The organism is Frisingicoccus caecimuris, assembly GCF_004340975.1.
In the GTDB taxonomy this organism is placed as follows: Bacteria; Bacillota; Clostridia; order Lachnospirales; family Lachnospiraceae; genus Frisingicoccus; species Frisingicoccus caecimuris.
In genome coordinates this window covers 106,930-120,070 of sequence record NZ_SLXA01000006.1, presented here as the reverse complement: position 1 = coordinate 120,070, position 13,141 = coordinate 106,930, and the positions used below count along the sequence as shown (strand labels likewise).

The window sequence follows — 13,141 nt, the reverse complement described above, 5'->3', positions numbered from 1 at the left end:
TTTACTATGGCAAATTTATTTGCAGAAACAGGGATTGGCAAACACATTATCAGAACACATCATTGGGGTATCGTATTACCTACAGTAGAGAAAGCAGAGACTTTCATGAAAACATTTGGTCTTCAGGAAGACTATCGTGGACATGTAAAAGCTTATGATTCTCATCTGATCTTCACAAAACATGGTGAAGGCGCAGACGCTGTTGAATTTATCATTCCTCAGTCTGGTGTCCTTTGCGAATTCAACAAGGGTAAAGGTGGAATCGCTCACGTAGCTTATCTTGTAGATGATCTGAAAGCTACAATGGAAGATGTTAAAGCATTAGGCTACGAACTTCTTGAGGCAGAACCACAGGAAGGAACAGAAGATATCATCGTTAACTTCATTCGTCCGAAATACACACAGGGTATCCTTGTTGAGTTGATCGAACAGATTGGTGATATCAACTATGATGCAACATTTACAAGCCGTTGGGGAAACGCTGAATAATTGTGAAGGGATACAGGAGGAAATAACGTGTATACATTAGGTATAGATATTGGCTCTTCGTCCAGTAAAGCAGTTATTCTGAAAGATGGTGCAGAACTTATATCGTCTGCAGTTGTTCAGGTGGGAACCGGAACTTCCGGCCCGACGAGAGTTATGGAAGCAGTTTTTGAAAATATCGATCTTAAACCGGAAGACATTGATTATACAGTGGCAACAGGTTATGGACGTTTTTCTGTAGAGAATGCAGATAAACAGATCAGTGAGATCAGCTGCCATGCAAAAGGTATTTTCTATTTGGTTCCGACAGCAAGAACAATTATTGATATCGGTGGACAGGATGCGAAGGCGATTGCATTAAATGATAAGGGAAATATCACACAGTTCTATATGAACGATAAATGTGCCGCCGGAACAGGACGTTTCTTAGATGTAATGTCCCGCGTTCTTGAGATTCCGCTGGACAAAATGGGCGAGGCCCATTTCAAAGCAAAAGAATGGGCATCTGTCAGCAGTACATGTACAGTATTTGCAGAGTCCGAAGTTATTTCCCAGTTATCCAAGGGACTGACCAGAGAAAGTATTGTTGCAGGGGTCCACAAATCCGTAGCTACAAAAGCATGTTCACTGGTACGTCGTTGCGGCGATATAAAAAATGATGTTGTTATGTGTGGTGGTGTGGCTCAGAATCCTGGTGCAGTAGATGCTATTGAAAAGGAACTGGGACAGAAAATCACTGTAGCACCAAATCCTCAGATTACAGGAGCCCTTGGCGCCGCTCTCTTAGCTTATGAAGAACTGTTAGCTAAATAAGAGACGGTTTAATTTTAAAGAAAGAAGGTAAAAATTATGGAGATTAATATCAACGAAGCAAGCTCAAAAGAGTGTTTGGCATATTTTCAGGCAAAACTCGATGAAGAAGCATGGGAAGCAAAAAAAGCAGGCAAATTAGTTTGTTGGTCCGCATCTGTAGCTCCGCCGGAATTCTGTGTAGCTATGGATATCGCTATGGTTTATCCGGAAACACATGCAGCTGGTGCTGGCGCCAGAAAAGCATCCCAGGATTTGCTGGATGTTGCTCATAGCAAAGGTTACAACATTGATATCTGCTCTTATGCACGTACAAACCTCGGATATATGGAACTTCTTAAACAGGAAGCTATGACTGGCGAAAAACCGGAAAAATTAGCCACATCCAAAGCTGCTTACGTTCCGCTTCCAGACCTGGTTATCACATGTAACAATATCTGTAACACACTGTTAAAATGGTATGAAAACCTTGCAAAAGAACTGAACATCCCTTGCATCATCATCGATGTTCCTTTCAACCATACAATGCCGGTTGCTCGTCATAACAAAGAGTACATCGCAGATCAGTACAGAGCAGCTATCAAACAGTTAGAAGATATTACAGGTCGTGCATTTGACTATGACAAATTCCTGAAAGTTCAGGAACAGGTACAGCGTTCCGTATACTGGTGGAATAAAGTTGCTACATATGCATTCCGTAAACCATCTCCATTGAATGGTTTCGATTTATTCAACTACATGGCATTGATCGTTTGCGCAAGAGCAAGAGATTATGCTGAAATTACATTCCATAAATTTGCTGATGAACTGGAAGCAAAAGATGCTGCTGGACAGTACGCTTTCGGTGCAGCTGAAAACGAGAAACATCGTGTAACTTGGGAAGGCATCGCTGTTTGGACATACCTCGGCGCTACATTCAAAGGCCTTAAGAACGTTGGCTCTGTTATGACAGGTTCTGCTTATCCAGGACTTTGGAGCCTTGTTTATACACCAGGTGATCTTGAATCCATGGCTGAAGCTTATACAAACGTATACATCAACACATGCGGTTCTAACCGTTATGAAGAGTTCTACAAAGTTGTCAGCAACTCCAAATCTGATGGTATGGTTCTTCACCTTAACCGCAGCTGTAAGCTGATGGGTCTCCTTAACAACGAAGGTGCTGAATATGTAAATGCTAAGATGGGTATCCCATTTGTAAGCTTTGATGGTGACCAGACTGACCCTAACGTATTCTCCCAGGCTCAGTACGAAACTCGTGTTCAGGCATTATCCGAAATGATGGATAACAACAAATAATAAGGAGGGAATGTAACATGAGAACAGTTGAAGAAATTATTGCTGAATTGAAAGCTATTGCTGATGATCCTAAAAAAGCAATGGAAGATTATAAAAAAGAAACTGGTAAAGGTGCAGTAGGTATCATGCCTGTATACTGTCCAGAAGAAATTGTACATGCTTCCGGATACCTTCCAATGGGTATGTGGGGCGCTCAGAAAAAAGCGATCTCAAAAGCTCGTACATATCTGCCGCCATTTGCTTGCTCCGTTATGCAGTCTGTAATGGAATTACAGCTTGAAGGTGTATATGATAATCTGGAGGCTGTTATCTTCTCCGTACCTTGCGATACATTAAAATGTATGAGCCAGAAATGGCACGGAAAAGCTCCGGTTATCACATTTACACATCCACAGAACCGTAAGATCGCTAAAGATGCTGCAAATGTATTCGCTCGTGAAGAGTTCAAGCTTGTAAAAGAAAAACTGGAAGATATCCTTGATGTTCGTATCTCCAACAGAGCAATCAAAAACAGTATCGCAATCTACAACGAAAACCGTGCAGTTTGCCGCGAGTTCAGTGATGTAGCTGCTGAATATGCTGCAGTTATCAAACCATCCGATCGTCACGCTGTACTTAAAGCTCGTTGGTTCATGGAGAAATCCAAACATACAGCTTTGGTTAAAGAATTAATCGCAGCTATTACAGCTACTCCAGCTCCAGAATACAAAGGTAAAAAAGTTGTTGTTTCCGGTATTCTTGTTGAGCCTTACGACGTACTTGATATCTTTGCAGAAAACGGTCTTGCTATCGTAGCTGATGACCTTGCTCAGGAAACACGTAACTTCCGTCAGGATGTTCCTGAAGATGATGATCCGTTAATGGCTCTTGCAAAAGCTTGGAACGAATTCGATGGATGTTCCTTAGCAACAGATGCTAACAAACCGAAAGGTCAGATGCTTATCGATGCTGTAAACAAATATGGCGCTGATGCTGTTATCGTTTGCATGATGAAATTCTGTGATCCAGAAGAATTTGATTATCCAATTCTTATTCAGGAATTTGAAGCTGCTGGTGTTCGTAACCTTCAGATTGAAATCGATCAGGAATCTACTGCTTTCGAACAGGTTAAGACACGTATCCAGACATTTGCAGAAATCCTGTAATTCAGAAAAATTTAAGAGGGGAGAATTTACAGCATGTATGCAATTATAGCTTTTATTCCAATTATCGTTACGGTTATAGTCATGGCTGGTTTCAACTGGCCGGCTAAAATCGCTCTTCCATTGGCATGGCTGCTCACAGCAATTGTCTGCTTTGCCGCCTGGAAGATGGACCTTATTACAATCGCCGCTCAGACGCTTGCAGGTTTCCTGAACTCCATCGACACTATTGTTATTATCTTTGGTGCGATCCTCATCATGAATACCTTAAAGCAGTCCGGCGGTATGGGTGTTATTAACCGCATGTTTACAAGCGTTAGTGACGACCCTCGTATTCAGGTAATTATTATTGGCTTTATGTTTGGAGCATTCATTGAAGGTGCTGCCGGCTTTGGTACACCGGCAGCCCTGGCTGCTCCGCTGTTGATTGGTTTAGGTTTCCCACCGCTTTGCGCTGCCATGTGTGCGTTGATCATGAACAGTACGCCAGTACCGTATGGTGCTGTTGGTACACCGACAAACACCGCATTCAACATGGTTGCCAGTGAATTGAGTGCCGCAGGCATCACAAATACTGAAGCATGGAAATTAGGCCTGACAAAATACGTAGCTCTTACAAGTGCGATTATTTGTCCAATCATCATCTTCATCGTTGTATTTATGATGGTTAAGATGTTTGGTAAGGATAAATCCACAAAATATGCCATCGAAGTTATTCCATACATTTTATTGTCTGCAGTAGCCTTCGTTGTACCATATTTGATCTGTGCAGCTTTCCTTGGACCAGAGTTCCCATCGATGATCGGTGCTTTAGTTGCCTTGGTTGTTACAGTTGTTGCTGCAAAGAAAGGTATTCTTGTTCCTAAGAGCAAGTTTGAATTCCCGGAACATTCTCAGTGGGCCGAATACTGGAAAGCTACATCCGATGTTCAGGAAGATGAATCCATGAAAGTGGAAACAACCATGTCTCCTGTTATGGCATGGGTACCATATGGTATTATTGCTATCATCCTTGTAGTCACACGTATTCCTCAGCTTGGCATTAAGGGCATCCTGAATGTTACAAGCGGTCCATTTGCAATCGCTATCAAGTCAATCTTTGGCGTTGAAGTTGGTTTTGCATGGAAATGGGCTTGGAACCCGGGCGTGCTTCCTTTCATCCTTGTTGCATTGCTTATTATTCCGTTGCACAAGATGAAGGGTGATCGTGTGAAAGCAGCCTGGAAACAGACATTTTCCATGGTTGGCGGCGCTGCCATCGCATTACTTTTTGGTATTGCCATGGTTCAGTTGTTCAAAATGTCCGGTGCACAGTTCAATAACAGCGGTATGGACAGTATGCTGATCGTTATGGCAAACGGTCTGGCTGACCTCTTTGGTAAAGCCTACATCATTGTAGCGCCTGTGATCGGTGTTATCGGAGCCTTCATTTCCGGTTCCGCAACAGTATCCTGTACACTGTTCTCCACACTTCAGTATGCAGCAGCAGCCCGTCTTGGCCTGCCGACAATGCTGATCCTGGCTATGCAGGTTATGGGTGGTGCTATGGGTAATATGGTATGTGTAAACAATATCGTTTCCGCATGTGCAACCTGTGGTACAATTGGAGCAGAAGGTCGTCTGATGCGTTCAGATGCTATTCCTTGTCTGATCTACGCAGCATTGACGATTCTGATTCTTGGTGGTTTGATCCTTGCAGGATTTAATCCGATTGCATAATATGGTTTAATTTCAGCGGGATCTGATCCCTTCTCGCTGGATTAAATAAATAAGAACTCCCGGGACGAACAGGTAAAGTAGTGTACACAAGAACAAAAAACTGCTTTGCTGTATATAATAAAATAGTCGCAACCCTAAAAATCTTTGCCTGTTTGTCTGAGAGCTTGCCAACTTTCAGCGGAGTTCAAAAGTCATTCATAATACTAGAATATCCTAAAAGCGGAATCCCCTGCGGGGGATTTCGTTTTTTTTGCTGCATAAACACACAAAAAGTTCATAAATAAGTCGTGTGACAAATAAACTATCAGCAGGAGGTAGTGTTTATGGACTATTGGTACGAAGGCAATTTGAACGAAAGTGCAAATCGACGGGAAAAGAATGGCAGTGTTTATTATATAAGAGGTGTTCGAAAGGTCAATGGACAGCGTATGGAGCGGTATGGTGTCCAGACCCATTTTGTGGAAGAAGGGGAGTCTTATATACGTCTGATACAGGATTATGTACTTCCGTTGTACCAGCCGGGTGATATTTTATCCATCAGTGAGAAAGTCATTTCTATGTGCCAGGAAAATACGGTGCATATGGAGGACGTAAAAGTTGGATGGCTGGCCCGATTTTTAAGTCGGTTTGGCCATAGAACAAAGAGTGGTATCGGTGTAACGGAACCTCATAAGCTTCAGTTAGCTATTAATATGAGGGGCTCTGTCCGGGTCCTTTTTGCGGCCATCATGGGTGTTTTAGGCAAGCTTGTCGGCAAGCGAGGATTATTCTATGAAATATTAGGCGTTGAGATTGCCGGAATCGACGGATTCTATGACCATTCGGCTTTTGAACCCTATCATCAAATGGCAACGTTAACGCCAAAAAATCCGGACAGGGTATGTCGGCGGATTGAAGAAAAAACAGGCATTCCGGCGATGATCGTAGATGCCAACGACATTGATGTTGTGATTTTGGGAAAAGCCCCTTCATTAAAAGGTATTCCGGACAAGCTTCTAAGAGCCTATATCGGGGACAACCCGGCAGGCCAGGATGATGAATGCACACCATTTATACTTATCAGAGATATTGGCAGTGCCCAACCTGAGAAATATGTTCCGAAAAAGGCCATTCATGTGGAATCCTGAGGATTAGTCTTTTTCTTTTCAGCCTTTTATGATATGATAAGGAGCTAAGAGGTGATGGAAATGGCAGAACGGGATATGGATTTTCGTATGGAACGGCCGGGGCTGGTAGAAGTAGGTCAGCATGTGACTATGACAGAGTCTGTACTGAAAACATTATCGGGAACAATGTACTATTACACAATCAATGATGCGGTGGCCATGTCAAATAATACGCCAAAGCGGCTGCATCATCTGGAGGGAACAGTGAAATCTGTTGTAGAAGAGGAAAGTGTCTTCACTGTAACGGTGACAATCAATGGAGAGCCGGCAGGAGAAAGATAATGAAAAAGGTATTTTTGTGCGAGTATATACATCCGGATGCGTATGCCTTTTTGAAAGCCCATGCGGAAGTCATTCGTGAGTGGGACAGGCTTCCTGAGGCAGAGGCTGTGATTAACCGAAACCTAAATATCTCGGATGAGGTCATAGAACGTGCCACATCCTTACGCGTGATAGGTATTCATGGGACAGGCGTTGATGATGTGGACATGGAGTCTGCTAAAAAGCATGGTATTCAAGTCTTCTCTGTGCCTCATCTAAACAGCCGGTCTGTTGCCGAGATGAATGTGGCTCTGATGCTTGCCCTTGGGCGAAAAATCGTACAGGCGGACAGGAGATTGACAGAAGGGGCCCCTGTCCGCATGGCCGAACTCCGGGGAATGGAGATGTGCGGTAAAGTGTTGGGCCTGATCGGTGTGGGCGATATCAGCCGGCAGACAGCGGATATCTGTCGAAAAGGTTTGGGTATGCAGGTGATTGGCTGGTCGAGACATTTGACAGAGGAAAAGGCCAGAGCGATGACGATGGCGTATGCACATTCCATAGCAGAGGTACTCAAAAAAGCAGATGTGGTCGTCATAGGTGTGGCTTTGACGCCGGAAACGCGGCAGTTGATGGGAAAAGAGCAGTTTGAGCAGATGAAATCAAATGCTATTTTGATCAATACGACCAGAGGTGCAGTTTTAGACGAGCAGGCTTTATATGAAAGCCTGGATGGAGGAATCATTGCCGGGGCGGCCTGCGATGTGTTTGTGGACGAGCCCGTGGATGCCAGTCATCCCTTGCTGACATTAGATAATTTTATTGCCACGCCACACTTGGGAGCCAATACGGAAGAGGCGCTGAAACGGGTCAGCATGGCAGTCGTACAGGGCGTGTTGAAACGTCTGAATACACAAAGGTAGGAAAGAAAAATGAGTAAAACAATATTTGTACTTTTAGATGCGTGTGGTTATGAAATAGGAACGAAATATTTGGGTTATCTGGAACATATGGTAGATTATGGGCTGGCAGCTAAATATAAAGTCCGGGGGGAGTTACCGTCCATGTCACGGCCGATGTATGAAACATTGATGACAGGAACTCCAAGCCATGTTCATGGCATTACCTGTAATGAGATTGTACGACGTTCGAATCAGACGAGTATCTTCAGTCTGTGCAGGCAAGCCGGTCTGGTCAGCGGGGCGGCAGCCTATTTCTGGATGAGTGAATTGTATAATCGGGCGCCCTTTGATAAACATCGTGACCGGATTCAGTTTGGAACAGGAGATGGTCTTATTGATTACGGCATGTACTATTGGGAGGATACCTATCCGGATTCCCATTTGTTTATGGATGGCGAAATGATCCGGAAAATTTATCACCCGGATTTTATGTTATATCATCCGATGAGCATTGATCTGGCAGGACATACCTGTGGGGCGGACAGCCGGGAATATGCCGGAAAAGTTGCGGATATGGGGGTATTGATCGCAGATATTCTGCCATTCTGGCTTGAGGATGGATATCAGGTGGTGGTGACAGCAGACCATGGAATGGACGAAAATGGGATTCATTGTGGGATAACAGACCTTCAGAGAGACGTTCCTTTATATATTTTCAGCCCACTGGTGGAGAATGGAAGATTTGAAGATCACTATATCGGACAGAGAAATATTGCGCCGATGCTGTGCCGTCTGCTTGGATTAAAGGCATCTGATGCCATGGTTTCACCGGACGAAATTCGCTTTAAATAGCATATTTTGAAGAAGCGCGCCCCGTCCGGAGGGCATGTCATACGGGATACCCGAATGGGGAGAAGTAAAAAATCTGGCACCATAAGGGGAGCCATAAAAAAGAAACCTTTCTCGCAGAAAGCGTTTATTAGCTTTCCAAGAGAAAGGTTTTTGCATTTACTTTGTGCCGAAGATTCGGTCGCCGGCATCGCCGAGACCCGGGCAGATATAGGCGTTTTCATTCAGACAGCGGTCCAGATGTCCACAGTAGATCGGAACATCCGGATGACATTCATGGAAATGTTTGATACCTTCCGGAGCTGCGATAATGCACATGAATTTGATGTTTTTTCCGCCGTGTTGTTTAATAAAATTCACGGCAGCGACAGCGGAACCGCCTGTGGCCAGCATCGGGTCCAGAACGAGAATGGTTCTCTGGTCGATCGGAGCCGGAAGTTTGCAGAAGTATTCATGAGGTTCGTGAGTTTCTTCATCGCGATAGAGACCGATATGTCCAACCTTTGCGGAGGGAACAAGGGTCAGGATGCCTCCCGTCATGCCAAGTCCGGCACGAAGAATCGGAACAATGGCCAGCTTTTTGCCGGAAACCATTGGCGAATAGCAGGTTTCAATCGGTGTTTTAATTTTTATATCTTCAAGGGGCAGATCCCGAAGAGCTTCATAGCCCATCAGAACGGTAATTTCTTCAATGAGACGGCGAAATTCGTTGGTTCCGGTACGCTCATCCCGGAGCATCGATATTTTATGCTGAATTAATGGATGTTCCATAATAAAGACATTTTCTTTCATAATCATTTTCCTCCTTGCATGTTTCGCTTCTTCTATTGTAAAAGATATTTTGGGTGAGGTCAATGGAAATATCAACATAGAATTTACACATCCTTTTCACAAATTTTCCATTTTTGCTCCACATTTATATGGGATAATACGAATACTTGAGTGAGGTCTATATGAGCTTCATTATCATATAAAATTATAACAGGCGGGGAGTGTTCTAAATGAAAGGTTTGAAATATTTGGCTGGTCTGCTGGCAGTCGGTTTGTCTTTGTCACTGTTTAGCGGATGTGCCTCTCAGAGCAGCAGTGTTTTAACCGAGACGACAGTTGTTATGTCGGAAAGTACCGAAGATGCGGAACAGAACAATAAAAGCGAAACAGTGGGAACCGGTTTGCTGGCGGGAAATTACGATGCAGATGATCTGGATGAGAGCTGGTCTGAAGGGAAGGCGACGATCATTAAGTGTAACGGGGAATCCTCTGAGATTTCCGGCAATGGCATACAGGCGGATGGAAACATATTGAAAATTACCCAGGCCGGAACCTATGTGTTTAGCGGGAAGATGTCGGATGGACAGATTCAGGTGAACGCAGATAAGAACGATGTGGTGCATATTGTCTTGGGAGGACTGACGGCCAGCTCAGGAAGCAGTTCGGTCATATACGGCATACAGAGTAAAAAAATCGTTATTACCCTTGCAAAAGGGCAGGAAAATGTATTGAATGATGCATCATCCTATGTTTACAAAAGTGTTTCTGAAAACGAACCGAATGCCTGTATTTTCAGTAAAGATGATGTGAGTATCAATGGTGAAGGCAGTTTGGATATTTACGGGAATTATGGGGATGGCGTCTGCAGCAAGGGCGATTTAAAAATCATTAACGGAACTTATCGGATCACGGCGGCTCAGAACGGCTTACAGGCGGAAACGGTGCTGCAGATCAATGGTGGTTCCGGTTCTATCACAAGCGGCGGCGGAAGTTCCAATGCAAGTTATGATGAAAACGGCCAGATACAGGAGAAATGGGGCCAATGGGGCGGCCAAATGGGTGAACAGGAGCCGGCGGACAGCGAGGTGCCGGGAGCCGGCCGGACACCGGTCGAAGAAAGCGGAATCAGTACAGAGGACAGTGGAAGTTCAGACAGCGCCAAAGGTCTGAAAGGCGGCGTTGGAATTTATCTTAATGGCGGTGATTTTACCATTGATTCGTCGGACGACAGTATTCACTGTAATGGGAGCGTCACGGTGAATGACGGAACCTATATCATGGATTCGGGTGATGATGGCATCCATGCTGATCAAGCGCTGATTATCAACGGCGGTATCCTGCAGATTAATAAATCTTATGAGGGCCTGGAAGGGATGACGGTGGATATTCGGGATGGAGAGATCAACGTGACTTCAATAGACGACGGAATTAATTCTGCCGGGGGCAGCGATACATTGAAGAACGGACGCCCGGGACAGAACAGTTTTGCATCGGAAGATGATTGCTGGATACGAATCAGCGGAGGTGATATATACGTGAAGGCATCCGGTGATGGTATTGATTCCAATAGAAATCTTTATATGGATGGCGGAATGCTCGTTGTCGAAGGGCCGGAAGATTCGGCGAATGGTACATTGGATTATGAAGGAAAGGCCGAGATTACCGGCGGAACCTTTATCGGCACGGGCAGCTCCGGTATGGCGATGGATTTCAGCAATTCATCTACTCAGTGTTCTGTAAATGTTGTTGTCGATACGATGCTTCCATCCGGAACAATGGTGACAGTGACAGACAGTTCGGGCAAGGATATTCTCAGTGTTTCTCCGACAAAATCATTTAATTGTATTCAGATCAGTTCTTCACTGCTCGTTTACGGTGAGACATATACGGTGACATATGGCGATGGTGATTCCAGAGAAATTCGGTTGGACGGTGTATCGGTATGGAGTGGGGCAAACAAATTCCCTGCTGCAGACAGCGGATAGTTTATGCAGCAGGGGATTTTTATAATAGTTATTTTGTACGATTCAGTAGACGCATTTTAAAAGCTCTGATCTTGGACATGTATCTGCTGGTATAAAGAACACCCAATATCAGCACACCGAGGACAAGCCCCAGAGCAAAACTGGCAATGTTATCGTAAAACGAAATTGTTGTCAGACCCTGGATATCAATGAACATATATACGATAAAGGCGGCCAGTCCCATTAAAAAAATATAGCTGAGCCTTTTCGAAAAAATCATATTTTCACTGTTGTTATAATCGGCAACCTTCAATAAGGTTTCTTCGGTTTCGTTATCCATACTTGAAGTTCTCCTTTCTCCATCCAATATTTCTTCAATACTGACATCAAAATACTCGGCAATCTGTATGAGTACATCAAAATCCGGCATATTTACCCCATTTTCCCATCGGGAAATGCTTCGATTCGTCATACCAATAATCTCGGCAAATTGCTCCTGAGTGAGTTTCTTTTCTGTTCGGAGTTCTCTTAAAAACTGTCCGATCTTCTTCTGATCCATCATATGTAAGCTCCTTTCATCATCAGTATACCCATTCAAGGCAGAAAAGTACATGACACAAAACGAGAATCGGCATTTCTTTGTTAAAATTTTTTTTGACCTCACAAAGTAAGTATGCTACTATGAATCTGAATATAGGGGGGAATAGAAAATGGCAGGAAAGATTTTTTTTGTTGCGGACACGCATTTCGGGCATGAGGCGATGATTCGTTTTGAAAATCGTCCTTTTAAGGATATAAGAGATATGGAGCAGAAGATCATTAAGAACTGGAATGAAACTGTAGCCCAGGAGGACAGGGTGTTCGTTCTTGGGGATTTTGCTTTTGGAGATAAAGCGGAAGTGACACGTTTGTGCCGGAGCCTGAATGGTAAAAAAACGTTGGTCCTGGGGAATCATGATACCCAGTCGCCGGGATGGTATAGGGAGTGTGGTTTTGATGAGGCCAGTGCATGGCCAATTATTATTGAAGGTTTTTGGATATTGTCTCATGAACCATTGTATATTAATGAAAATATGCCATATGCCAATATTTTTGGACATGTTCATGGAAATCCGACCTATAAAGATTTCTGCCGCCAATCAATCTGCGTTTGTGTGGAACGGACGGGATACCGGCCGATTTCTTTTGAGGATATACGCAGAAGAGTTCTTGGCTGTTGAACCGACAGATTTGTATTCATGAAAAGAAAGGTATAAAAAAGCCATTTGGGGCACCATCCATAAGGAAGGTGCCCCAATGTTTTAGTCCTCTTTTCTGGTTTCAGAGGATTTGCTTCCGGAAGCTTTATTGTTTTCAACTAATTCGCGGGCAACATCGAATGGATGCTGTTTCCGATAGAGGCGTTTTTTTTGCGCTTCAATTTTGGCTGCCTGGGCACGTTCAATCGCCTCATATTCCGGGCTGCCTGGACGCGGGGCGTTTGATTTTTCACGGTAGGCCATGAAAAACATGATGGTTGCCATGAGGGCCAGAATCATAGTAAGGGGCGATGTTTTCCCTTTGAAAGCAAAATAGCCTAAAACAACAGTAAGAATGAGACATACGACAGTCAATATTTTCAAAATTACCAGCCACTGTTCGTATTTTTTTAATTTAGTTTCTGAATCCATAATATATCAAACCCACTTTCTTGTTACAATATGTAATATTATATATGATAAAGGCGAAATCTTCAATAGATAAATATTTGACAAATGTCCGTATCGGGTATT

Annotated in this window: 14 protein-coding genes; 11 read left to right on the top strand and 3 right to left on the bottom strand. The window is 43.8% G+C overall.

Annotated elements, in window-relative coordinates; translation table 11 throughout:
• The first annotated feature begins 6 nt into the window (after window positions 1-6).
• The 9 genes from EV212_RS07850 to EV212_RS07810 all read left to right on the top strand — a co-directional run bounded on the left by EV212_RS07850 (window position 7) and on the right by EV212_RS07810 (window position 8,637).
• Complete coding sequence (locus EV212_RS07850; RefSeq protein WP_132091419.1) at window positions 7-489, top strand: VOC family protein; 483 nt, start codon at window positions 7-9, stop codon at window positions 487-489.
• A gap of 27 nt (window positions 490-516) precedes the next feature.
• Window positions 517-1,299 (top strand): acyl-CoA dehydratase activase, encoded by a 783-nt coding sequence (locus EV212_RS07845; protein WP_132091416.1) that lies wholly within the window; start codon window positions 517-519, stop codon window positions 1,297-1,299.
• Window positions 1,300-1,374: 75 nt separating this feature from the next.
• On the top strand, window positions 1,375-2,595 hold the full coding sequence (locus EV212_RS07840; RefSeq protein ID WP_330570483.1) for a 2-hydroxyacyl-CoA dehydratase subunit D: 1,221 nt from the start codon (window positions 1,375-1,377) through the stop codon (window positions 2,593-2,595).
• A gap of 17 nt (window positions 2,596-2,612) precedes the next feature.
• Window positions 2,613-3,740 carry a 2-hydroxyacyl-CoA dehydratase subunit D gene (locus tag EV212_RS07835; RefSeq protein ID WP_132091410.1) on the top strand — a complete coding sequence of 376 codons (1,128 nt, stop codon included), beginning with the start codon at window positions 2,613-2,615 and terminating at the stop codon, window positions 3,738-3,740.
• 33 nt (window positions 3,741-3,773) lie between these two features.
• On the top strand, window positions 3,774-5,456 hold the full coding sequence (locus EV212_RS07830) for an L-lactate permease (protein WP_132091407.1): 1,683 nt from the start codon (window positions 3,774-3,776) through the stop codon (window positions 5,454-5,456).
• A gap of 323 nt (window positions 5,457-5,779) precedes the next feature.
• Entirely contained in the window at window positions 5,780-6,583 is an 804-nt protein-coding gene (locus EV212_RS07825; RefSeq protein WP_132091404.1) for a coenzyme F420-0:L-glutamate ligase, read from the top strand.
• A gap of 60 nt (window positions 6,584-6,643) precedes the next feature.
• Window positions 6,644-6,904, top strand: a complete 261-nt coding sequence (locus tag EV212_RS07820) for a hypothetical protein (RefSeq protein WP_132091401.1) — start codon at window positions 6,644-6,646, stop codon at window positions 6,902-6,904.
• Entirely contained in the window at window positions 6,904-7,806 is a 903-nt protein-coding gene (locus tag EV212_RS07815; RefSeq protein WP_132091398.1) for an NAD(P)-dependent oxidoreductase, read from the top strand. Before EV212_RS07820 ends, EV212_RS07815 begins: the two co-directional genes overlap by 1 nt.
• Before the next feature lie 9 nt (window positions 7,807-7,815).
• A complete protein-coding gene (locus EV212_RS07810) occupies window positions 7,816-8,637 on the top strand; it encodes an alkaline phosphatase family protein (RefSeq protein WP_132091395.1) in 822 nt (273 codons plus the stop codon).
• Window positions 8,638-8,793: 156 nt separating this feature from the next.
• On the opposite strand, the gene upp is transcribed toward EV212_RS07810, so the two are convergent.
• Window positions 8,794-9,432, bottom strand: a complete 639-nt coding sequence (gene upp, locus EV212_RS07805) for a uracil phosphoribosyltransferase (RefSeq protein WP_334295611.1) — start codon at window positions 9,430-9,432, stop codon at window positions 8,794-8,796.
• A 203-nt stretch (window positions 9,433-9,635) separates the two neighbouring features.
• On the opposite strand from upp, the gene EV212_RS07800 reads away from it, so the two are divergent.
• The gene (locus EV212_RS07800; protein ID WP_132091389.1) at window positions 9,636-11,390 is read left to right on the top strand and encodes a carbohydrate-binding domain-containing protein; all 1,755 of its coding nucleotides are present in this window, start codon (window positions 9,636-9,638) and stop codon (window positions 11,388-11,390) included.
• A gap of 28 nt (window positions 11,391-11,418) precedes the next feature.
• Here EV212_RS07800 and EV212_RS07795 read toward each other — a convergent pair whose 3' ends face one another.
• Window positions 11,419-11,931 (bottom strand): helix-turn-helix domain-containing protein, encoded by a 513-nt coding sequence (locus tag EV212_RS07795; protein ID WP_165873333.1) that lies wholly within the window; start codon window positions 11,929-11,931, stop codon window positions 11,419-11,421.
• Between the two features lie 148 nt (window positions 11,932-12,079).
• Between EV212_RS07795 and EV212_RS07790 the strand changes: the two genes are divergently transcribed.
• On the top strand, window positions 12,080-12,589 hold the full coding sequence (locus tag EV212_RS07790; RefSeq protein WP_132091383.1) for a metallophosphoesterase: 510 nt from the start codon (window positions 12,080-12,082) through the stop codon (window positions 12,587-12,589).
• A gap of 81 nt (window positions 12,590-12,670) precedes the next feature.
• On the opposite strand, the gene EV212_RS07785 is transcribed toward EV212_RS07790, so the two are convergent.
• Window positions 12,671-13,039 carry a hypothetical protein gene (locus EV212_RS07785; protein WP_132091380.1) on the bottom strand — a complete coding sequence of 123 codons (369 nt, stop codon included), beginning with the start codon at window positions 13,037-13,039 and terminating at the stop codon, window positions 12,671-12,673.
• Between the last annotated feature and the right edge of the window lie 102 nt (window positions 13,040-13,141).